20 protein-coding genes, 1 other RNA gene and 2 pseudogenes are annotated in these 20,077 nt (G+C 63.9%); 14 read left to right on the top strand and 9 right to left on the bottom strand.

Features of this window, described 5'->3' with window-relative positions:
• Nucleotides 1-3 precede the first annotated feature (3 nt).
• A complete protein-coding gene (locus QM996_RS10415) occupies nucleotides 4-516 on the bottom strand; it encodes an SspB family protein (protein WP_429806671.1) in 513 nt (170 codons plus the stop codon).
• A gap of 134 nt (nucleotides 517-650) precedes the next feature.
• Nucleotides 651-1,010: a transfer-messenger RNA gene (ssrA, locus tag QM996_RS10410) on the bottom strand.
• 145 nt (nucleotides 1,011-1,155) lie between these two features.
• Here ssrA and QM996_RS10405 point away from each other — a divergent pair.
• From QM996_RS10405 to QM996_RS10360, 10 genes are all read left to right on the top strand, one after another.
• Nucleotides 1,156-1,464 carry a DUF2853 family protein gene (locus QM996_RS10405; protein WP_500267409.1) on the top strand — a complete coding sequence of 103 codons (309 nt, stop codon included), beginning with the start codon at nucleotides 1,156-1,158 and terminating at the stop codon, nucleotides 1,462-1,464.
• Between the two features lie 206 nt (nucleotides 1,465-1,670).
• Nucleotides 1,671-2,465, top strand: a complete 795-nt coding sequence (locus QM996_RS10400; RefSeq protein WP_500267408.1) for a thymidylate synthase — start codon at nucleotides 1,671-1,673, stop codon at nucleotides 2,463-2,465.
• Between the two features lie 146 nt (nucleotides 2,466-2,611).
• Nucleotides 2,612-3,217, top strand: a complete 606-nt coding sequence (locus QM996_RS10395; RefSeq protein WP_500270285.1) for a glutathione S-transferase — start codon at nucleotides 2,612-2,614, stop codon at nucleotides 3,215-3,217.
• On the top strand, nucleotides 3,210-3,746 hold the full coding sequence (locus QM996_RS10390) for a dihydrofolate reductase (RefSeq protein WP_500267407.1): 537 nt from the start codon (nucleotides 3,210-3,212) through the stop codon (nucleotides 3,744-3,746). The genes QM996_RS10395 and QM996_RS10390 overlap by 8 nt, the downstream gene beginning before the upstream one ends.
• Nucleotides 3,747-3,901: 155 nt before the next feature.
• On the top strand, nucleotides 3,902-5,008 hold the full coding sequence (gene hflK / locus QM996_RS10385) for a protease modulator HflK (protein WP_500267406.1): 1,107 nt from the start codon (nucleotides 3,902-3,904) through the stop codon (nucleotides 5,006-5,008).
• On the top strand, nucleotides 5,005-5,928 hold the full coding sequence (gene hflC / locus QM996_RS10380) for a protease modulator HflC (protein WP_500267405.1): 924 nt from the start codon (nucleotides 5,005-5,007) through the stop codon (nucleotides 5,926-5,928). Before hflK ends, hflC begins: the two co-directional genes overlap by 4 nt.
• A 7-nt stretch (nucleotides 5,929-5,935) precedes the next feature.
• Nucleotides 5,936-6,121 (top strand): DUF2065 domain-containing protein, encoded by a 186-nt coding sequence (locus QM996_RS10375; RefSeq protein WP_429806684.1) that lies wholly within the window; start codon nucleotides 5,936-5,938, stop codon nucleotides 6,119-6,121.
• Between the two features lie 6 nt (nucleotides 6,122-6,127).
• Nucleotides 6,128-6,514, top strand: coding sequence for an ACT domain-containing protein (locus QM996_RS10370; protein WP_113536086.1), 387 nt, complete (start codon nucleotides 6,128-6,130; stop codon nucleotides 6,512-6,514).
• 416 nt (nucleotides 6,515-6,930) lie between these two features.
• Nucleotides 6,931-8,457 (top strand): DegQ family serine endoprotease, encoded by a 1,527-nt coding sequence (locus QM996_RS10365; RefSeq protein WP_500267404.1) that lies wholly within the window; start codon nucleotides 6,931-6,933, stop codon nucleotides 8,455-8,457.
• Nucleotides 8,458-9,084: 627 nt separating this feature from the next.
• Complete coding sequence (locus tag QM996_RS10360; RefSeq protein WP_500267403.1) at nucleotides 9,085-9,987, top strand: LysR family transcriptional regulator; 903 nt, start codon at nucleotides 9,085-9,087, stop codon at nucleotides 9,985-9,987.
• A 214-nt stretch (nucleotides 9,988-10,201) separates the two neighbouring features.
• Here QM996_RS10360 and QM996_RS10355 read toward each other — a convergent pair.
• Both QM996_RS10355 and serB read right to left on the bottom strand, forming a co-directional pair.
• Nucleotides 10,202-10,763, bottom strand: a pseudogene (locus QM996_RS10355) (GNAT family N-acetyltransferase).
• A complete protein-coding gene (gene serB / locus QM996_RS10350) occupies nucleotides 10,760-11,647 on the bottom strand; it encodes a phosphoserine phosphatase SerB (RefSeq protein WP_500267402.1) in 888 nt (295 codons plus the stop codon). Before serB ends, QM996_RS10355 begins: the two are co-directional and overlap by 4 nt.
• On the opposite strand from serB, the gene miaA reads away from it, so the two are divergent.
• Nucleotides 11,646-12,557 carry a tRNA (adenosine(37)-N6)-dimethylallyltransferase gene (gene miaA, locus QM996_RS10345; protein WP_500267401.1) on the top strand — a complete coding sequence of 304 codons (912 nt, stop codon included), beginning with the start codon at nucleotides 11,646-11,648 and terminating at the stop codon, nucleotides 12,555-12,557. The two genes, serB and miaA, sit on opposite strands and share 2 nt — an antisense overlap.
• A gap of 22 nt (nucleotides 12,558-12,579) precedes the next feature.
• Here miaA and QM996_RS10340 read toward each other — a convergent pair whose 3' ends face one another.
• Together QM996_RS10340 and QM996_RS10335 are read right to left on the bottom strand one after the other, a co-directional pair.
• On the bottom strand, nucleotides 12,580-12,981 hold the full coding sequence (locus tag QM996_RS10340) for a VOC family protein (protein WP_483503440.1): 402 nt from the start codon (nucleotides 12,979-12,981) through the stop codon (nucleotides 12,580-12,582).
• 374 nt (nucleotides 12,982-13,355) lie between these two features.
• The gene (locus QM996_RS10335; RefSeq protein WP_500267400.1) at nucleotides 13,356-15,398 is read right to left on the bottom strand and encodes an ATP-binding protein; all 2,043 of its coding nucleotides are present in this window, start codon (nucleotides 15,396-15,398) and stop codon (nucleotides 13,356-13,358) included.
• A 122-nt stretch (nucleotides 15,399-15,520) separates the two neighbouring features.
• Here QM996_RS10335 and QM996_RS10330 point away from each other — a divergent pair, with 122 nt between their 5' ends.
• Nucleotides 15,521-15,682 (top strand): Lrp/AsnC ligand binding domain-containing protein, encoded by a 162-nt coding sequence (locus QM996_RS10330; protein WP_500267399.1) that lies wholly within the window; start codon nucleotides 15,521-15,523, stop codon nucleotides 15,680-15,682.
• On the opposite strand, the gene QM996_RS10325 is transcribed toward QM996_RS10330, so the two are convergent.
• Nucleotides 15,677-16,237, bottom strand: coding sequence for an RBBP9/YdeN family alpha/beta hydrolase (locus QM996_RS10325; protein WP_500267398.1), 561 nt, complete (start codon nucleotides 16,235-16,237; stop codon nucleotides 15,677-15,679). The two genes, QM996_RS10330 and QM996_RS10325, sit on opposite strands and share 6 nt — an antisense overlap.
• 107 nt (nucleotides 16,238-16,344) lie before the next feature.
• Between QM996_RS10325 and QM996_RS10320 the strand changes: the two genes are divergently transcribed.
• Together QM996_RS10320 and cax are read left to right on the top strand one after the other, a co-directional pair.
• Entirely contained in the window at nucleotides 16,345-16,821 is a 477-nt protein-coding gene (locus QM996_RS10320; protein WP_500267397.1) for an Lrp/AsnC family transcriptional regulator, read from the top strand.
• A 197-nt stretch (nucleotides 16,822-17,018) separates the two neighbouring features.
• Complete coding sequence (cax, locus tag QM996_RS10315; protein WP_500267396.1) at nucleotides 17,019-18,116, top strand: calcium:cation antiporter; 1,098 nt, start codon at nucleotides 17,019-17,021, stop codon at nucleotides 18,114-18,116.
• A 30-nt stretch (nucleotides 18,117-18,146) separates the two neighbouring features.
• Here cax and QM996_RS10310 read toward each other — a convergent pair whose 3' ends face one another.
• Both QM996_RS10310 and QM996_RS10305 read right to left on the bottom strand, forming a co-directional pair.
• Nucleotides 18,147-19,880: an adenylate/guanylate cyclase domain-containing protein gene (locus QM996_RS10310; protein WP_500267395.1), complete on the bottom strand. Its 1,734-nt coding sequence runs from the start codon at nucleotides 19,878-19,880 to the stop codon at nucleotides 18,147-18,149.
• A gap of 69 nt (nucleotides 19,881-19,949) precedes the next feature.
• A pseudogene (locus QM996_RS10305) lies at nucleotides 19,950-20,069 on the bottom strand (LysR family transcriptional regulator); the annotation flags it as partial.
• Nucleotides 20,070-20,077 lie beyond the last annotated feature (8 nt).

Genomic DNA, 20,077 nt, shown 5'->3' with positions numbered 1-20,077 from the left:
TGATCAGTTCTTCTTGCGGAAGGAATCGAGCGAAACGACCGAGCCGCCGCCGTTTTTCGGTTCGGTCGGCTTGTCGTCCTTGGCCGTGGCCTCGCCGTTTTCCTCCGGGACCGGATAGGCGGTGATTTCGGCCGATTCCACTTCTTCCTCCTCGCCGGCGGCGACATCGAACTCCAGCTCGAAATTGACCGAGGGGTCGTAGAAGCCGCGGATGGCGTTGAACGGGATGACCAGCCGCTCCGGCGTATCGGAGAAGGAAAGCCCGATCTCGAAGCCGGTTTCGGTTACCTTCAGTTCCCAGAACTGATGCTGGACGACGATGGTCATCTGCTCGGGATACTTCGCCTTGAGGTGCTGCGAGATGCGCACGCCCGGCGCGCCGGTCAGGAAGGTGATGAAGAAGTGGTGTTCGCCGGGCAGATGGCCCGTCGTGGCGACCTCGGTCAGGACCTTGCGGATGACGCTGCGGAGCGCGTCCTGTGCCAGAATGTCGTAGCGGATGTGGTCCTGGCCCATGAGTGTCCCGTCTTTCCTCGAACTCAATCTTACTGCTTTTCCGTCGGCGATCCGCCGTCGACTTTTCATTGCCCATCCACAAGGAACGAGTCAATTATTTGAGCATCTATAGACCATTTCGAGCCGGGGGAGAAGGTGAAGGCTTCTGTTGCCAGGTGCCTTCGGACCCCGCCTTACGGTGCTACCCGCAAGGGCTTGATTTGAAGTGCCGCACCGCCGTTAGGCAGCGAGACGTGCTTCAGCATAGTTGTCGTTTGCAACTATAAGTTTAGCCCGATAACGGTGGTACAATGCCGAGCAAAAAGTCGATCTTTACGCCCTTGTCGATCCTATTTCGCCCCCATCAAAAGCCGATCCTCGAAAGATCGGTTTTTGGTGGAGGCGCCGGGTACCGCCCCCGGGTCCAATGGGTTTATTTCATCGCCCGTTTATTGCCATAGCCGCCCGAAGACGGCACCGTTCATATAGGTCTTTCCGGCCTCCAAGAAAAGGGGGATGTGTCGGATATATGACTTTGTCCCGGGCTGCGCGGCGCCGAACTGCCTTGACTTGACCGACATCCGTGAAAAACTCCCGCTGTTGCACGCGGCCGGCAAGATCCGGCCGCAGTTTCGAGAAACGAAGCAAGCTGGAGGCCTCATGGCGGACTACCTCGCAGATGTGCTGAAATACGACAGCGGTGCCGACGAGGCGATCGTGAACAAGATCGTGCGCCACCTTGGCATTGCCCTTCGCAACAAGGATTCTTCGCTCGTTTCGGCGACGGACCCGAAGGAGCTCGAACGGGTCAAGGAAAAATGGTGCGAGAAGAAGCTCGGCATCAGTGGCGCCGACGCGGACAAGGCGATCGACGCCACCGTCCAGGCGATGTCCGCCGATCGCTCCAAGTCGCGCGTCACCTTCTATTACCTGGTGGCGAAGAACCTCGGGAAGCTGCAGGCCCTGTAGCTCACCTTGGTTTCGGGCCGAACGGACCCCAAACCATAAATGGGATCGCTTCCGATCGATGGAACGGGATGCAGGCGGGCCATGCACACGTTTCCTCATCCTGCGCCAGCAGACGGCCGAATTTCCGGGATAATCACCCGGACGCCATTGGTTCGCCGCCGGCTTCGTCCTAAATTTGGGGCATTACGAATCGGCGGCGCCAGACCATGCAGCAATATCTCGACCTTCTCGATCATGTGATGACCAACGGAACCGACCGGGGCGACCGGACGGGAACGGGCACGCGCTCGGTCTTCGGCCACCAGATGCGCTTCGATCTCTCCGAGGGCTTCCCGGTGCTGACCACCAAGAAGCTGCACCTGCGCTCGATCATCCATGAGCTGCTCTGGTTCCTGAAGGGCGATACCAATATCGCCTACCTCAAGGAAAACGGCGTCACCATCTGGGACGAATGGGCCGACGAGAACGGCGACCTCGGCCCGGTCTATGGCTACCAGTGGCGCTCCTGGCCGGCGCCCGATGGACACCATATCGACCAGATCGCCGGGCTCGTCGAAAGCCTCAAGACCAATCCGAATTCGCGCCGCCACATCGTTTCGGCCTGGAACCCGGCATTGGTGGACGAGATGGCGCTGCCGCCCTGCCATTGCCTGTTCCAGTTCTACGTGGCGGATGGCAAGCTTTCCTGCCAACTCTACCAGCGCTCCGCCGATATCTTCCTGGGCGTGCCCTTCAACATCGCCTCCTACGCCCTTTTGACGATGATGGTGGCGCAGGTGACCGGCTTCAAGCCAGGCGATTTCGTCCACACGCTCGGCGACGCGCACATCTACCACAACCATTTCGAACAGGCCCGGCTGCAGCTCACCCGCACGCCGAAGGCGCTGCCGCGGATGGAGATCAATCCTGACGTGAAGGACCTGTTTTCCTTCCGCTTCGAAGACTTTACGCTCGTCGGCTACGAAGCTGATTCAACGATCAAGGCGCCGATCGCGGTCTAAGGCAATCGGGCCCGGCAGTCTGCACCAAGCTATGTCTTGGCGTGCGCAGCGAGGCTTCGTCGCCAAGGTTGCGCGGCAGGCATCGCCCATCGGTCATGGCTGCGGCGAAGAATGGCCGCGGAGGGCTCGCCCTTGAGGGAGGTATGATGCTCACACTGATCCATGCGCCCCTGTCGCGGTCGTCGCGCATCGTCTGGCTGCTCGAGGAGTTGGGCGCCGAATACGAGATCCGTTACGTCTCGATCCGCCGCTGGGATGGCTCCGGCGCGCCCGATGACAACAATCCGCATCCGCACAAGCAGGTGCCGGCGCTGCTGCACAACGGCGCGGCGATCTGGGAGTCGGCGGCCGTCGTGCAATATCTCACCGACCTCTATCCCGATTGCAGCCTCGGCCGCCCGCCGGGCCACAAGGATCGCGGCGCCTATCTTTCCTGGCTTGCCTACTATGCCGGCGTGATCGAGCCGACGGCGCTCGCCCATGTTTCCGGCGCGACCATCAACAATCCGGCCCAGGCACGGCTCTACAACGACATGTGCGCGCATGTGATCGACGTGCTCACCCGCCAGACCTATCTGCTCGGCGAGACGATGAGCGCGGCCGACCTGCTCTTGGCAAGCGCACTGCAATGGATGCGCAAGATCCTGCCGGAGAGCACGGTGGTCGACCGCTACATACGCGTGGTGACGGACCGGGCGGCCTATGACCGGGCACGGGAAATCGACAGTAAACCGAACGGGTTCCATGACTGAGACGAAGAGCACACATCCGAAGATATCGATCGTCGTGGCGGTTGCCGCCAACGGCGTCATCGGCCGCGACGGCGATCTGCCCTGGCGGCTTTCGACCGACCTCAAGCGCTTCAAGGCGCTGACGATCGGCAAGCCCGTGATCATGGGGCGCAAGACCTGGGCTTCCCTGGGGCGACCGCTGCCCGGCCGCGCCAATATCGTCATCACCCGCAACGCGGATTTTGTCGCGGAGGGAGCGAGCGTCGTGCCGTCGCTCGAGGCTGCGATTGCGCTCGCGAACCGTGAGGCTCAGGCGACGGGCGCTGACGAGATCTGCGTGATCGGCGGCGGCGAGATCTATCGCCAGTCGATCGGCGTGGCCGATATCCTGCATGTGACCGAGGTCCAGGCGACGGTGGAGGGCGACACGCGTTTTCCGGATATCGACGCGCAAGTCTTCGAGAAGGTGTTCGAGGAAGATCTGCCGCAGGGCGAAAAGGACAGCCACGCCATGCATTTCGTCACCTTTAGGCGGCGTGCGACAGCCTGACGCGCCGGATCGTCAACTATTTTGAACCATTTACGGTGAACTCGGCCCTATCGCGTTGAAAGCGGTGCGGGTGATACCTATAACGGTTTGACATCGTGAACGACCGTGCGGTGGCGCGGCCGTTTGGCGTGGGAAGTTTCAATAGAGAGGTTTTGATGCCCTGGAGCAATCAGAATGGCGGCGGCGGCCCGTGGGGCGGCGGCGGCGGCAATCAGGGGCCATGGGGCCAGGGGCCAAACCGGCCGCGCGGCAAGGGCGGCCCGCCGGATCTGGAAGAGATCATTCGCCGCGGCCAGGACCAGCTTAAGAACGTCGTTCCCGGCGGTTTCAACGGCGGCGTCTTTGCCATTGTCGGCCTGCTGATCGTCGGCTTCATCCTGATCAACTCGATCTACACCGTCCAGCCGGACGAGCGTGGCGTCGAGATGCGCTTCGGCAAGCCGAAGGACGAGATCTCGATGCCTGGGCTTCACTACCACTTCTGGCCGTTCGAGACCGTCGAATTCGTGAAGATCACCGAGCAGCAGCAGAACATCGGCGGGCGCGGCAGCGGCCAGTCGAATTCCGGCCTGATGCTGACCGGCGACCAGAACATCGTCAACGTGCAGTTCTCGGTGCTGTTCTCGGTCACCGACCCGCGCGCCTATCTCTTCAATGTCGAAAATCCGTCCGACACGCTGCAGCGGGTGGCCGAAAGCGCCATGCGCGAAGTGGTCGGCCGCCGTCCGGCGCAGGACATCTTCCGCGACAACCGTCAGGCGATCGCTGCCGACGTGAAGAGCACGATCCAGGCGACGATGGACACTTACGGCGCCGGCGTTTCCGTCAACACGGTCGCGATCGAGGACGCAGCGCCGCCGCGTGAAGTGGCCGATGCGTTCGACGAGGTGCAGCGTGCCGAACAGGACGAAGACCGCTTCGTCGAAGAAGCCAACCAGTACGCCAACCAGGTGCTCGGCAAGGCTCGCGGCCAGGGCGCGCAGATCCGCGAAGAGGCAGCCGCCTACAAGGACCGCGTCGTCAAGGAAGCACAGGGTGAAGCGCAGCGCTTCATCTCGGTTTACGACGAATATTCCAAGGCGCCCGACGTGACCCGCAAGCGCCTCTATCTCGAAACGATGCAGGGTGTTCTCGGCAAGTCGAAGAAGGTGATCCTCGACGAGAAGAACGGGCAGGGCGTTCTGCCCTATCTGCCGCTGAACGAAATCGGCCGGCCTGTCCAGTCGGGAGCAGCCGCAGCAGCATCGGGAGCAGCCCAGTGATCAACAATCGTACCTCCGTCATCCTGATCCTGCTCGCCTTCGTCTTCGTCGGCATCTATTCCTCGATCTTCGTGGTGAACGAGCGCCAGCAGGCGATCGTCGTTCGCTTCGGTCAGATCAAGGACGTCAAGAGCCAGCCGGGCCTTTACTTCAAGCTGCCCTTCGCCTTCATGGACGCCGACCGCGTTCAGTATGTCGAAGACCAGGCGCTGCGCTTCGACCTCGACAACATCCGTGTCCAGGTTTCGGGCGGCAAGTTCTATGAAGTCGACGCCTTCGTCGTCTACAAGATCGCCGATGCCCGCCGCTTCCGCGAAACCGTTTCGGGCGATCGCGACTCCGCGGAATCGCGTCTGCGCACCCGTCTCGATGCGTCGCTGCGCCGCGTCTACGGTCTGCGTGGCTTCGAGGCGGCGCTCTCGGACGAGCGCGCATCGATGATGCGTGAAGTTCGCGCCGACCTCAAAGGCGACGCCGAGTCGCTCGGCCTCAACATCGAGGACGTCCGTATCCGCCGCACCGACCTGACGCAGGAAGTCTCGCAGCAGACCTACGACCGCATGAAGGCCGAGCGTCTGGCGGAAGCGGAACTGATCCGCGCCCGCGGTAACGAAGAGGGCCAGCGCCGCCGCGCCATCGCCGACCGTCAGGTCGTCGAGATCGTCGCCGACGCCCAGCGCGATTCGGAAATCCTGCGCGGTGAGGGCGAAGCCGAACGGACGAAGACCTTTGCCGACGCCTTTGCGCGCGATCCGAAGTTCTTCGAATTCTACCGCTCGATGTCGGCCTATACCCAGTCGATCGGCAGCCCGGACACAACGCTGGTGCTGTCGCCGCATTCGGAATTCTTCCGTTTCTTCAACAATTCCGAAGGCACGGCACCGGCTGCCGCGGCGCCGCAACCAACCACCGGGAACTAGGCGAGCGATGTCGGATTTCCTGACGGGAATCGCGTTCTTCCTGATCATCGAGGGGCTGGTGTACGCACTGGCCCCTTTGGTTTTGGTGGAAATGGCGAAGCGTTTGCCGTATGTCCCCGAACATCAGCTTCGACTGGCGGGGGTCGTTTCCGTGGCTGCCGGGGTCGGACTTGTATGGTTGCTTCGAGGATAATGCGAAATGCCACATAAACTGCTGATCCGGCTGGTCGATGCCGAATACGCCATCACCCGCCTCAATATCGGCTCCAGCATACCCGAATGGTTGCCGGGGCCAGGCTTCTGGACCGTGTCGAGCTCGCGCGAAGAGATGACGCTGGTCTGCCGTGCCGCCCGCGTGCCTTCCAGCGTCCAGAGTTCGCTCGGCTGGCGCTGCTTCCGAGTCGAACAGCATTTTGCCTTCGATGTACCCGGCGTACTGTCTTCTGTGCTCCGGCCGCTTTCGGCCGCCGGCGTCGGCGTCTTCGCCAACTCGACCTTCAGCACCGACTATGTCTTTGTTGCCGGTTCCGATCTCGACAAGGCGGTCCAGGCCTTGAAGGACCACGGGCACGACCTGACGACCTGACGCGTCGCGCCCCTTCCAAGAACGCGCAGCCGGTATCTTTTACTTCCAGCAGTCCCTGCGCGGGGATCAGGAAATCGTGTTTGGACGCTTCCGAATTCCGCCTTATCTTCTGGTAAGGTCGGATGTCGAGCGGTTTGCGGATTGCGTCGACGGTTCCTGCTGCTTAAGCGATCTTGCCGGTTCCGGTTGACGCAAGATTATGCGAAGAATCAAAGTTCTACGGCGCCTCAACGCCGTAGACGAGAGCGGGACGAGGAAAGGTGCATGCGGTGTTCCGCCCCGGATTTCGCTCTAACTTATGACAAACGATCACGCTATGATCTTGGGTCGGTTGGACCCGAGATCATCGGGATCCAGGAGAGGTGGCGGCCAGGAGAACCGGTCGATCATCGCGCATCGAGAGGAGCCTAAGCGACTTGTCCACGCGTACGAAATCCCGAGCTTACTCGCTTGGCACCTCCTTGGGCATTCTGGCGCTCGCAGGCGCGCTTGCCTTCAGCAATACGGCGCTCGCGCAGAACGCCGCCGTGCGCCCGCCGACGAACGGCCCGGCTTCCGTTGCCGATCTCGCCGCCGGCCTGCTCGACGCGGTCGTCAACATCTCGACCTCGCAGAAGGTCAAGAACGACGACGATGCGCCGACACCCCAGGTGCCGGAGGGTTCGCCCTATCAGCCCTATTTCGATGAATTCTTCAAAGGGCAGGGCGGCCAGGGCGGTAACCGCCAGCGCACGGTCGATTCCCTCGGCTCCGGCTTCGTCATCGACCCGACCGGCTACATCGTCACCAACAACCACGTGATCGAAGGCGCCGACGATATCGAGATCAACTTCGCCAATGGCAGCAAGCTGAAGGCGAAGCTCGTCGGCAAGGATACCAAGACGGATCTGGCGGTGCTGAAGGTCGAGCCGAAAGCGCCACTGAAGGCGGTGTCCTTCGGCGATTCCCGCAAGATGCGCATCGGCGACTGGGTGATGGCGATCGGCAATCCGTTCGGGCTCGGCGGTTCGGTTTCCGTCGGCATCATTTCGGCCCGCGGCCGCAACATCAATGCCGGTCCCTATGACAACTTCATCCAGACGGACGCCGCCATCAACCGCGGCAATTCCGGCGGACCGCTCTTCAACATGCAGGGCGAAGTGATCGGCATCAACACCGCGATCATCTCTCCATCCGGCGGCTCGATCGGCATCGGCTTTTCCGTGCCGACGGAGCTTGCCGCCAATGTGGTGCTGCAGCTCAAGGACTTCGGCGAGACCCGGCGCGGCTGGCTCGGCGTGCGTATCCAGCCGGTGACCGACGATATCGCCGAGAGCCTGAAGATGGCGACGCCACATGGCGCGCTTGTCTCCGGCATCATCGAGGGCGGGCCGATTGCGCACGGCGAGATCAAGGCCGGCGACGTCATCGTCAAGTTCGATGGCCGCGACGTCACCGAAATGCGTGACCTGCCGCGTGCCGTTGCCGAAAGCCCCGTCGGCAAGGCGGTCGACGTGGTGGTGGTGCGTGACGGCAAGGAGCAGACGGTCAAGGTCACCCTCGGCCGCCTCGAGGACGGCGGTGAACTTGCCAGCGCACCGGCGGCGACGACTGGCGACGAGACGCAGAAGCCGGACAAGCCCGAAGCGGCCCCGCTGCCGGCGACAGACGTCGTGCTCGGCATGAAGCTTGCGACGCTGAACGAGGAGACGCGCAAGAAATACGGCATTGCCGACGACGTGGATGGCGTTGTCATTACCGAAGTCTCGCCGAATTCGGCGGCGGCGGAACGACGCGTCGAGCCGGGCGACGTCATCGTCGAGGTCGGGCAGGAGGCGATGGACACGCCTGACGACGTTGCCCAGCGGGTCGAGGAGCTGAAATCGAACGGCCGGCGCAATGCGCTGCTGATGCTCTCCAACAAGACGGGCGAACTGCGCTTCGTCACGGTGCGGGTGGAGTAGGGCCCCACCAGGATGTGCGGCTGCGGCATCGGTTCGGTGCCGCGGCGCTGCTTTCGAGCGAGGGCGATTGCCGAATCTTTTCAGATCCATCGCCGGTCGCGCTGACAGATTGAATCCGCTTCCTCAGATTTTGATTCAAGCTCCCGGTCGCTGCCGTCTTCGGCGCTTGGCAGCGCCGGAAGTGGCCCCTCATCCGCCTGCCGGCACCTTCTCCCCGCAGGCGGGGAGAAGGGACAACGCCGCGCCCGCTCGGAGAGCGACGTCCGGTCCGGGCTGTTTTCCGCCCGAGGCTCTCCATTCTTGGACCGGGGCCATACGGTGGTTGGTGGCCGGGCACGTCCCTTCGCCCCGCGAGCGGGGAGAGGTTAGTCCTCGGGTTAAACCCGAGGAGAGGGGCAAGTCTGGAGGGTGTCGCATTTTGATATCAGCAGTCGTCGCCACTCGCCGACCGTTCCGGCGCGTAGGGTGCCTTTCGCGCAGGCTGGAAGGTCACCAGCCGCAGGGCTTCGAACAGGATTTCGATGATCGCAAGCATGGCTGAACCTCCTTCCGGGTTCCCATTTCACCGCACTTGCCCGCACCCCTCAAACGAGTTTACTGTGGCTCTCGAATGACTTGAGGTTATGCATGAAGCGCAGCCGCTTGCCTCTGACAGCGTTGCGGAGTTTCGAGGCGGCCGGGCGGCTCGAAAGCTTCACGCTGGCTGCCGCCGAGCTTTTCGTCTCGCAGGCGGCGATCAGCCGGCAAGTGCGCGAGCTCGAGGACCTGATCGGCCGGCCGCTGTTCGAGCGGCATCATCGCAGCGTCCGCCTGACCGCCGATGGCCGCGCCCTGCTCGGCGTGTTGACGGCCGCGTTCGACATGGTGGGCGAGCGTCTTGACATGCTCTCGGGGTGGCGGCTCTCGCAGACCCTGAAGGTCAGCGCCGAGCCGTCTTTCGCCGGCTGCTGGCTGGTGCCGCACCTGCAGGAATTCCAGGAGGCGCATCCGGAGATCGATCTGGAGATCGATGCGGAATCCCGGCTCGCCGAGTTTCGCAGCGGCGATGCCGACATCGCCATCCGCCACAGCCTGACCGCCGATTCATGGCCGCGGGTGGAGACGCGCCCGCTTGCCGAAGTCGAGATGATCCCCGTGATCGCGCCGGCGCTGGCGGCCGGTGGGCGACCGCTCGAGCGGCCCGAAGACCTGATGCAGCATGCGCTGTTGCATGAGGACAACCGGCAGCTATGGGAACATTGGTTTGCAGCCGCCGGCGCCGGCCCGGTCAAGGTGGATCGCGGCGCCATCTTCGCCGATGGTTCGATGGTGCTTCAGGCGACGCTCAGGGGAAATGGCGTCGGGCTGATCGACCGCGACCACGCGCGTGACGATATCGAGGCCGGGAGGCTGCTCCAGCCCTTTCACGTCTCGGTGCCCTATGGCGCGTTCTTTCTCGTGGCGCGGCGCTTCGATGCGCTGTCGGACGCGGCAAAGGCCTTTGTCGCCTGGATCGAGCGGAGCTATCCGGGGGCGGAGCGGAAGAGGTGAGGTCGAGTGGACGCTATGGCCCGGCGACCGGGCTGCCCCTCATCCGCCTGCCGGCACCTTCTCCCCGCAGGCGGGGAGAAGGACACCCCAGCGAGCGCTCGGCACTCGTCAACGTTTGTTGGGGGAGCAACATTGCGGTTGGCATCTCTCTCCCCGCCTGCGGGGAGAGATGTCCGGCAGGACAGTGAGGGGCCGTACGGTCGAAAGGAGGCGCTTACTTGGCCTTCGCCTGCGCGCGCCATTCCTCGGCGCTGATCGCGTAAAGCACATGACGCACCAGTGCCGGCTGGTTGGCGGGGACGGTCGAAGTCGCGGCTTGCATCGCGGTGCATGCCGAGCCGCTGCATCACCGCCGTCGAGCGGGTGTTGGCGGCGACGGCAAAGGAGACGACCTCGTCGAGCCCTCTTTCCTCGAAGCCGTAGCGCAGCAGGTCGGAGGCCGCTTCGGTGATGTAGCCCTGGCCCCAATAGCGGGCGGCGAGCCGCCAGCCGATCTCGACCGTGCCATTGGGAAAGTGCGGTTCCAGGTCCGTCAGGGCAAGGCCGCAGAAGCCGATCGGGCGGTCGTCGGCCTTCAGCGCTATGGCGAAGAAACCCAGGCCGGTTTCGGCGATGCCGCGGCCGACACGATCGAAGAGCGCGTCCGCTTCCGCGCGGCTGCGACGGAAGGGAAAGAACTCCATGACCTTGGGATCGCTGTTGATCTCGAAGAAGAGATCGCGATCGCTGTTCTTCCAGGCCCGAATGCGCAGCCGGTCGGTCTCGCAGATGATCATCCGACGAAGTCCGTCTTGCGATAGCCCTGGAGATAGAGAAGGGCGGTCAGGTCGCCATGGTCGATGCGAACCTTGGCCTGTTCGGCCACCACGGGCTTGGCGTGCAGTGCGACGCCGGTGCCGGCGAGCTGGATCATGCCGAGATCGTTGGCGCCATCGCCGACGGCAAGGGCCTCACCCGTCGAGATGCCGAGGCGCGCGGCGATGTCGATGAGGGCATCGACCTTGGCCTGCTTGCCGAGAATGGGGTTGGCGACCTCGCCGGTCAGAATGCCCGCTTCGGCGATCAGCGTGTTGGCGCGGTTCTCGTCGAAACCGAGCATCTCGGCGATCGGCCCGGTGAAGACGGTGAAGCCGCCGGAGACGAGCGCGGTGTAGTGGCCCTTGCTCTTCATCGTCGCAATCAGTTGCCGCCCGCCCGGCGTCAGCGTGATGCGCTTGGCGATCACCTCGTCGACGACGCTGAGCGGCAGGCCCTTCAGCAGCGCGACACGCTCGATCAGTGCCGGCTCGAAGGCGATCTCGCCGTTCATGGCGCGGGCGGTGATTGCCGCCACCTGGTCCTTGAGGCCGACTTCGGCGGCCAGTTCGTCGATGCATTCCTGGCCGATCATGGTCGAATCCATGTCGGCGATCAGCAGTTTCTTGCGGCGACTCTCGGCGTCCTGCACGGCGACGTCGATGGCGGCGGTTCCGATTTCGGCACGCAGCAGCGCTTCGGCCGCGTTCGCGTCGGTGCCGTCCTTCAGTGCGATGTCGCAGGCGACGCCATCGGCCAGCCAGTAGAGGCCGGACGCCTTGACTGCATCGGCAGCCGCTTCCGCGAGCGCGGGTGTCAGAACAGGATTTGACGGATTGGCGATAAGCGTGGCAACGAGAGCCATGGACAATAACCTTGAAACCGAGAGCGACGCGATCCTGATAACCGGGCCGACCGCCAGCGGCAAGTCTGCGCTTGCCGTCGAACTGGCGCGGCGCCACGGCGGCGTGGTCGTCAATGCCGACAGCATGCAGGTCTATGACACGCTGCGGCTGCTGACAGCGCGGCCCGATAATCAGGATATGGGCGGTGTGGAGCACTGCCTCTACGGCCATGTACCGGCGGCATCAGCCTATTCCACCGGCGCCTGGGTGCGTGAGGCGCAAGCGCTCGTTGCCAGGCTCAAGCAGGAGGGACGGCTGCCGGTCTTCGTCGGCGGTACCGGGCTCTATTTCAAGGCGCTGACCGGTGGCCTTTCGGACATGCCCGAGATCCCCGCCGCGATCCGCGAGCGTCTGCGCGAACGGCTGAAGGCGGAAGGGCCCGAAGCGCTGCATCGCGCGCTGAGTGCCGAGGACCCGGAGACGGCGGCGACGTTGAAGGTCGGCGACGGCCAAAGGATCGTCCGGGCGCTCGAAGTGGTGGAAGCGAGCGGCAGGCCGATCCGCTTCTTCCAGCGGCAGAACGGCCCTGTCATCGTCGATCCGGACCGGGCGGAAAAATACGTGGTGCTGCCGGAGCGCAAGCTCCTGCACGACCGCATCAACCGCCGCTTCGAACTGATGCTTGCCGGCGGCGCCATCGATGAGGTCAAGGCACTGCTTGCGCTCGACCTGCCGCCGGAAATGCCTGTCATGAAGGCGATCGGCGTCAGCCAGATCGCGGCGCTCCTCAAAGGCGAGATCGGGAAGGCCGAGGTGATCGAGGCCGGTGCCGCTGCCACGCGGCAATATGCCAAGCGCCAGATGACCTGGTTCCGCAACCAGCTCGACGAGCGCTGGCGGCGCATCGAGAGCGCCGACGCGGTGCTGTAGGGCAGGCGGCGGCCAGGATGGCTCAGTCGGCGAGGTTCAATTGCCAGGACACGCCAAAGCGATCGTTGACCCAGGTAAAGCGCTGGCTGAATCCGTAATTGTCGAGCGGCATCAGCACGGCACCGCCTTCGGCCAGCATGGTCGCGAGCGTGATGATCTCGTCCTCGCTCTGGCATTCGACGAAGAAGGAGAAGGACGGAGTGAAATCGAAGGCGTGCTTGACCGGGCTGTCGATGCACCTGACCCGCTGTGCGCCGAGCCGGAAGAGTGCGACCTTGATACTGCCTTCAGGGCCCTGTTCGCCCGGGCCGTAATGCTCGATCTCCAGGACCTCTGCATTCGGGAACAGCGAGATGTAGAAGGCCATGGCCTGCTCCGCCACGCCATCCTGAAACATCAAAAAAGGGGTAACGCTTGCGACCATGGCGGCCTCCTCACTCCACTTTCGTCGATTGCTTGAAGATCCGCCGGCTGTCCGCGCCACAGGATCGCGCAGACCAACGACGCGGCGCCGCAAAAGTTCCTTGGCATTCCAAGGAGTCTCGCGGCTGCCTCGTTCACGTCGTCGCGGCCGAGAAAAAGAGGAAACGCGGCTTGGTCGACAGGCTCTGCCGTGGGATCACACCGTATTCTAACGGCGGCCCAATTTCCCTGGCAGGGCCAGGTGGCGCGCCAGAATGGCCCGGCGTGAGCGCTAACGCGCGTCGCGATCTTTCAGATTCGCTCCTTGCGCCTTAAGTCTTTGATATTTCGCATATCGTTATCGCAAATCCGCTGCGCACTTTTGCGCGACATGCGTTAGGTCTTGCGGATGATGCTGCCGAGCGGCCGCTTCAGCAGGCTTTCCCGGAGCGACCCTTCGCGGGGCCGATCGCCGGCGGCCGGGGAGCCGTGTCCGGTCGGCGCCGCCGCCCCGAAGCGGGGTGCTGGCTGCTCGGTCGCGGGCTTTTCGTTCAGAAGCTGTTGGCGGATCTGGTTGAAGCGCTCCAGCTCGGGATTGGGGGAAATGGTGGTACGTGGAAGCATGTCCGGGCGGTAGGGCTCGGCGGCCAGAGCCGAGTCCGCGAAGCCTTGTTCCGTCTCGCTTGCCGATCCGGCGCCAAGTTCGCCATCCCAGAGACGCTCTTCGCTGCCGGTCGAGGCTGCCATGTAGCTCTGCTGGAAGCTGGAAATATCCGGCCCGTTGATCGCCCGCATGCGGCTGACAATCGAACGCAGATCGACGGTCGGCGGCGCATCCACGTCGATCCGGTCGACGATGCCGTGGGCGCGCGGCAAGCGCTCTTCGGCGATGCGGGAAAAGCGCATGCGCATCGGCACCGCGACGGCCTCACCGAAGGCGATCGCTTCGCCGTTGCCGATCGAGGAGATGAAGCTGGTGGTCGAGGTCGAGGAGTTCGGAATGGCCGAACGGATGATCTCCTGGTCGCGGTCGTTGGCCAGCCGCATGGCAAAGACCGTCGAGCATTGCGAAAGGATTGTCGGGTCGAGCTCGCCGGGGCGCTGGGTGATGACGCCGAGCGAGACGCCGTATTTACGGCCTTCCTTGGCGATGCGGGCAATCGCCTGGCGGGTCGGCAGGAAGCCGAGCGAGGGATCGGCCGGCACGTAGCGGTGCGCCTCCTCGCAGACGACGAGCATATGAATGCCGCCATTGCTCCACAGGCCGATTTCGAAGGCCATGCGGCAGAGCACCGAAGCGACGGAATTGACCACTTCCGAGGGAATGCCGGCAAGCTCGAAGGTGGCGATCGGCTTCCCATCGCCGGGAATGCGGAAGATCTTGGCGATCGTGTCCTGGATGGTGTCGGTGATGGTGTTCGAGGAGAACATGAAATGGTAGCGCGGATCGTTGATCGCCGAGACGATCTTGACCTTCAGCGAGCGCAGATGCGGCTTGTCGTTGCGTCCCTCGAGTCTGCCGATGCGTTCGTCGATCAGCGCCAGGAGGTCGGCGATGCGGTAGGGCACCGGCGTATCCGCGGTGATCGAGCTCTTCTCGGTCTGGCGCCGCATGAGGCTGGATTCGCCGCCCCGGAAAGCCTTCTTCGCTTCGGGAATGATGTCGCGCAGCATGTCGAGCTCGTCCGGCGGCGCCGGGCGGCCGCGGAAGATCACCTCGGCGAATTCCTCGAGGCGGAAGAACCAGAAGGGCAGGTCGAGCGTGTCGGTGTCGATGACGACCGCAAGCTCGGGGAAGGCGGCGGCGAACTCGTTGTGCGGGTCGAGGATCAGCACGCGCAGTTTCGGGTCGGAGGCGATCGCCTTGTTGAGGAGCAGCGTGACCGCGGTCGATTTGCCGACACCGGTCGTGCCGACGATGGCGAAGTGCTTGGCGAGCATCGAGGGAACGTGGATCGTCGCGTCGAGGCTTTCATCCTGGGTGAGCTTGCCGATGATGCAGCTATCGCTGCGGCCGGAATCGTAGATGCGGGCAAGGTCGGCCGCGCGAATGCGGTGCACGATGGCGCCGAGATAGGGATATTGGCTGATGCCGGCGGAAAACTCCTCGCGTCCATCGGGCCCTATGTGGACCTCGCCCATCAGCTCGACTTCGATGCGGAAGGTGTTGTTGGCTTCCTCACCCCATTCGGCCGAGGCGGTCTGCATCGAATAGACCAGAGCCACGACACGGTTTCTGCCGACGGAGATCGAGATCAGCCGCCCGACCGACCAGAGTTCGGTCAGCGACGTCTCGCCGTTTTCGGCGACGGCAGCGATGGTGGCGCGCGCGCCGTTGCACGCGACGACACGCCCCAGGAACCGGTTGCCGGGCTTCAGGCCGTCACGGCGATCCTGCTCTCCTGCGCGGATCGAGGAATGAAGTTCATTGTTCAGCAACGCAAAAACCCCGGCATCACAGCCGCTCATGTTAGCCGGGGGGATTTAACAAGTGGTTTCGCGGATTTGCCGGACGTTCAGCCCAGAACGTGGCGAAGGATACCGGCCGAGGCGACGCCTTGATGGCCGGCGAATGTGACTTCCTGCTGCGGATCGTCGCCCGCGATCTCGATGACAACAGGCGCTTTCAGATCGAGCATCTGACTCGGATCAAGGGTGTGCAGAGCGTCAAGACGGATGTGCCGATGCGGAAGGTCAAGTTCTCGACGGAACTGCCGCTATAGAGGAGCAGTCGCCTTCTCATGTCCCGCTCCGGCGGCGAAGGCGCTGAATAGTGCACGTCCACTCGGCCAGTCCGCCAGCCCGCTCTTGCCATTGATGTGGCCAAGGGCGCCGATTTCGACGATGCCGCTCCCCCACTGGGCCGCCCGCGTCCGGGCATAGCCGATGCCGCCAAAGGGGTCGTTGGAGCTTGCGACGATGAGGGAGGGGAAGCGGAAGCTGTCCTGCGGCACCTCGGCAAAACCTTTGGCCTCCGCCGGGAAGGCGCCGGAGGTCGGGTCGGGAACCGCGACGAGGAAGGCGCCGGCGACGGGGCGGGCGGAAGTCTTCTGCCAATGGGCGATGAGAAGGCAGGCAAGACTGTGGGCGACCAGGAACGGGGCCTTGCCGGCAGCGGCGACCGCGCGGTCGAGCGCCGCGATCCAATCGGTGAGTTCCGGCCGGTCCCAATCTGTAGGCCGGAAGCGATGGGCGCGTGGTTCCGATCGCTCCCAGTGGGTTTGCCAATGCGTCTCTCCGGATCCGCCGATGCCGGGCAACAGGATGATATCGCTCATGCCTTCCTCTCATCTTCAACTTCCGCGAGGATGACAGCTTCCCTCCGCATGCGGAATGCGCAATCATCGGAAAGAGCATCCGTTTGCCGATGGAATGAAGGTGAGACATGTCATTTGCCCGCATCGACCGTTCCCCTCTCGACCCGACCGACATCGCCATCATCGAAGCCTTGCAGGCGGACGGGCGAATGGCGGTCTCGGAGCTCGGTCGCCGGATCGGTTTGTCGCAACCGGCGACCTCGGAACGGGTCAAGCGACTGGAGGAGCGCGGCATCATCGCCGGCTATGGCGCGCGGATTGATGCGGCGAGCCTCGGCCTCGGCATGATGGCGGTCATCCGGCTCCGCACGACGCACGAGCATATCCGTGCCTGCATCAAGCAGTTTTCCGAGATGCCGCAGGTGATCGAGGTGCTGCGGCTGACGGGTGAAGACTGTTTTCTGCTCAAGGTGCTGGTACCTTCGCCCGGTGAGCTGGAAACGATCGTCGATACGATTGCCCGCTACGGAGCGGTCACGACATCGCTGGTGCTGCGCGGCGAACCGCCGAAGCCCATCGGACGGGCGCTGATCCAACGGGTTTGAGGGCCGCGTCCGAACGCCGTGCCGGCCTCGGTGCGGAGAGGTCGGGCGGCATCCGAGTTGATCAATGTCAATGCGGTCTCGCAGTTGATACGGGATAGTCTCTGGTGTTGATCAACCGCATTCGCTGCCGGCCGACCGCACGACCGTGAGACGTGTTGCCGATTGCCGGCACCTGCGGGTTGGCGAGGGGGAGAGCCATGAGCAATGCACTGGATTATATGCGCCGGACACCCATTCTGTGGCTGCTTGTCTTCGTACCCGTCGTCATCGCGGGAGAGCGTATCTGGCCCGGCGCGCACACCTTGCTCTTCCTGCTGTCGGTCGCCGCCATCGTGCCGCTTGCGGCGCTTCTCAGCCAGGCGACGGAGGCGGTTGCGGCACGGACCGGCGATACGATCGGCGCGCTCCTCAACGCGACGCTCGGCAACCTGACGGAACTCGTCATCGCGCTGATGGCGCTCAATGCCGGCCAGTATCTGCTGGTCAAGGCATCGATCGCCGGTGCGATCGTCACCAATACGCTGTTCATGCTGGGCGGCTCGTTCCTCTTCGGGGGGCTGCGCCATCACCTGCAGGAATTCAACCGGGTGAATGCGCGCTTCCAGGCAAGCCTCCTGTTCCTGGCGACGGTCGCGGTGCTGGTGCCGTCGCTGATCGGCAGCGCCGACAGCCAGCCGCAGACGGCTTTCACCCAGCAGCTCAGCGCCGGCCTCTCCATCGTGCTCATCGTCGTCTATGGGCTCTGGATGCTGTTTTCGCTGAGGACGCACCGCGAGCTCTTCATCTCTGCCGGCTCCGGGCATGGCGAAGATGAAGTGCATTGGCCGCTGGCGACGGGCATCGTCGTACTTTTGGCCGTCACGGTGCTGGTGGCGCTGGTCAGCGAGGTCTTCGTGGGATCGGTGCAGGTGGCGGCCGAAGAGCTCGGCATGACGCCGGCCTTCGTCGGCTTCATCGTGGTGGCCCTGGTCGGTGCCGCCGCCGAGATGGCGACGGCCTTCGCTGCGGCGCGCAAGGACCGGCTGGACCTGAGCGTCGGCGTCGCGCTCGGCAGTGCGGCCCAGATCGCGCTCTTCGTCGCGCCGCTGCTGGTGCTGCTGAGCTATGTCATCGGCCCGCACCCCATGGACCTGCAGTTCTGGCCGGGCGCCGTGGTGATGATGCTGATCGCGACCGTGGCCGCGACGCTGCTCTCCAACGGCGGGCGCTCGGCCTGGTACATGGGCGTTCTGGCGCTGACCGTCTATGTGATCTTCGGCATGACCCTGTTCCTGCTGCCGCCGGCACAGCCTTGAGGCGCGCCTCCGGCATGTTTCGCCGTTGCTTCATTTTGGCAGCCCCGCCTTCAGCAGGCCCTGGCGGAACAGGTCACGGTGTTCGTCCATCTCGAGCAGGAGGCCGCGCCGGATGAAGTCTTCCGTCGAGAAGTCCGGACAAGCCTGTAGAAGGCGGGCCTTCATCTCCATGGCGGCGGCGTTGCTGCCGGCTTGCGCATGACAGGCGACAAGGCGCGCGAGCGTGAAGGGGCCGGGATTGGGCAGTTCCTTCAGCGCCGCCGCGGCCTCTTCGTAGCGCCCGAGGATATAAAGGGCGTTTCCCAGCGCGGCACTGTACCAGGGCGGCGGAAACGGGTTCAACCGGAAGCCTTCGTTGATCCACTCCATCGCCTCGTCAAGCTTGCCCCGTCGCGCAAAGAGCCCGCCCATCTGCACCAGCGTATTGGCATCGTTGGGGTTCAGCAGATAGGCACGCCGATAGTGCCGCTCAGCCAGTTCGAATTCGCGGCGATTGCCGTGAATGAGCGCCAGCAGCCGCTGGCAACCGCCTTCGGTCTCATCGAGCGAGACCGCCTTGCGCGCAATGGCCAGGGCCCTGTCGAGAACGTCCTGCGGGGCGTTGGCGTAGCCTTGCTCGGCGATGATCGCGAGGGCCAGATGGGCGTGGGCCAGGGCAAAATGCGGGTCGCGGTCGACCGCCGCCTGGAACATGGCGCAGGCCTGCCGGTTGTCGTCCGGCTCGTAGCCGCGAATATGCGCAAGCCCACGCAGGTAGAATTCATAGGCCGCAAGGCTTGTCGGCGGCTTGCGGAGCGCCTGACGCACTTCGGCGCTTTCGATCTGCCCGACGAGCGTAGAGACGATCGTGCGGGTCACCTCGTCCTCAACCGCGAAAATGTCCGTCAGATTTCGATCGTAGTGCTCCGACCAGAGATGCGCGCCGCTGGCAGCTTCGACCAGTTGCGCGGTGATGCGGATGCGCTCGCCGGCGCGGCGGACGCTGCCTTCGACGAGGTAGGTGGTGCCGAGCCTGCGGCCGATCTCCCTTTTGTCGGTACTCCTGTCGCGAAAACTGAAGGATGAACTGGCCGATGTGACCGAAAGCGAGCGGAACCGAGCGAGCCCGCCGATGATATCCTCGCTGATGCCGTCGCTGAAGAAGGTCTGATCCGCCGCGCCGCCGAGGTTCTCGAACGGCAGGACGGCGATCGAGGTGCGCGCGCAGGCTTGCGACATCGATGGGCCGACCGTCGGCGCGTCCGTCCAGTGCCAGACGTGGATGGGCCGCGTGATGTTCTTCAGCGCGATCTCTCCGCCGTCGAGGAAGGCCGATCGGCCCTTGGCGCCGAGTTGCCGATGGACGACATCGGCGATGCAGATGCCGCCGGGGGTGGCTGAGGCCTGCAGGCGGGCGGCGACGTTGACGCCGTCGCCCAGCAGATCGTCGCCTTCGATCACGACGTCGGCAAGGTTGATGCCGATCCTGACGAGAATACGGTCGTCGGTCGGCTGCTCCTGCTGGTCGCAAGCCAGCGCCTCCTGCAGCGATATGGCGCAATCCACCGCATCGACGGCGGAGTTGAAGACGACGAGCGTGCCGTCGCCCATCAGCTTGACGATCCGGCCGCCGCAAGCCGTGATGCCGGGCGCAAGGATGGACGTCTGCAACCGCTTCATCGTGTCGAGCGTGCGGGTTTCGTCGGCCTCCGTCAGACGGGAATAGCCGACAATATCGGTGGCCATGATGACCGCAAGTCGCCGCTCGACGCGCCCGTTTGCCATCCCGCTCTCCGCATGCCGCTTGTACTTTAGCGTGTTCTCATGGGTGCCGGAAGATGATTGCGCTTACGCCTATGCCCGTCCCATCTGTTCCTGCAGAAACGCGATGAAGCGCTGGGTCTTGGCCGGCAGCAGCCGGGTTTCGGTGATGGCGTGAACCGAGACGGGCGTGCCTTGCCAATCCGGAAGCACGCACGGCG

The organism is Sinorhizobium chiapasense, from assembly GCF_045277575.1.
In the GTDB taxonomy this organism is placed as follows: domain Bacteria; phylum Pseudomonadota; class Alphaproteobacteria; order Rhizobiales; family Rhizobiaceae; genus Ensifer; species Ensifer chiapasense_A.
Note: the sequence above shows the minus strand (reverse complement) of the source record. Positions and strands in the feature narration are given on the sequence as shown.

Excerpts from the sequence above, each read along its gene's own strand:
- hflK (WP_500267406.1), top strand. The coding sequence starts at position 3,902 with ATGCCCTGGAGCAATCAGAATGGCGGCGGCGGCCCGTGGGGCGGCGGC.
- QM996_RS10415 (WP_429806671.1), bottom strand. The coding sequence starts at position 516 with ATGGGCCAGGACCACATCCGCTACGACATTCTGGCACAGGACGCGCTC.
- QM996_RS10375 (WP_429806684.1), top strand. The coding sequence starts at position 5,936 with ATGTCGGATTTCCTGACGGGAATCGCGTTCTTCCTGATCATCGAGGGG.
- QM996_RS10320 (WP_500267397.1), top strand. The coding sequence starts at position 16,345 with ATGTCATTTGCCCGCATCGACCGTTCCCCTCTCGACCCGACCGACATC.
- QM996_RS10370 (WP_113536086.1), top strand. The coding sequence starts at position 6,128 with ATGCCACATAAACTGCTGATCCGGCTGGTCGATGCCGAATACGCCATC.
- QM996_RS10325 (WP_500267398.1), bottom strand. The coding sequence starts at position 16,237 with ATGAGCGATATCATCCTGTTGCCCGGCATCGGCGGATCCGGAGAGACG.
- QM996_RS10340 (WP_483503440.1), bottom strand. The coding sequence starts at position 12,981 with ATGGTCGCAAGCGTTACCCCTTTTTTGATGTTTCAGGATGGCGTGGCG.
- QM996_RS10400 (WP_500267408.1), top strand. The coding sequence starts at position 1,671 with ATGCAGCAATATCTCGACCTTCTCGATCATGTGATGACCAACGGAACC.
- QM996_RS10360 (WP_500267403.1), top strand. The coding sequence starts at position 9,085 with ATGAAGCGCAGCCGCTTGCCTCTGACAGCGTTGCGGAGTTTCGAGGCG.
- QM996_RS10330 (WP_500267399.1), top strand. The coding sequence starts at position 15,521 with ATGGCCGGCGAATGTGACTTCCTGCTGCGGATCGTCGCCCGCGATCTC.
- QM996_RS10310 (WP_500267395.1), bottom strand. The coding sequence starts at position 19,880 with ATGGCAAACGGGCGCGTCGAGCGGCGACTTGCGGTCATCATGGCCACC.
- QM996_RS10390 (WP_500267407.1), top strand. The coding sequence starts at position 3,210 with ATGACTGAGACGAAGAGCACACATCCGAAGATATCGATCGTCGTGGCG.
- QM996_RS10395 (WP_500270285.1), top strand. The coding sequence starts at position 2,612 with ATGCTCACACTGATCCATGCGCCCCTGTCGCGGTCGTCGCGCATCGTC.
- miaA (WP_500267401.1), top strand. The coding sequence starts at position 11,646 with ATGGACAATAACCTTGAAACCGAGAGCGACGCGATCCTGATAACCGGG.
- serB (WP_500267402.1), bottom strand. The coding sequence starts at position 11,647 with ATGGCTCTCGTTGCCACGCTTATCGCCAATCCGTCAAATCCTGTTCTG.
- QM996_RS10405 (WP_500267409.1), top strand. The coding sequence starts at position 1,156 with ATGGCGGACTACCTCGCAGATGTGCTGAAATACGACAGCGGTGCCGAC.
- cax (WP_500267396.1), top strand. The coding sequence starts at position 17,019 with ATGAGCAATGCACTGGATTATATGCGCCGGACACCCATTCTGTGGCTG.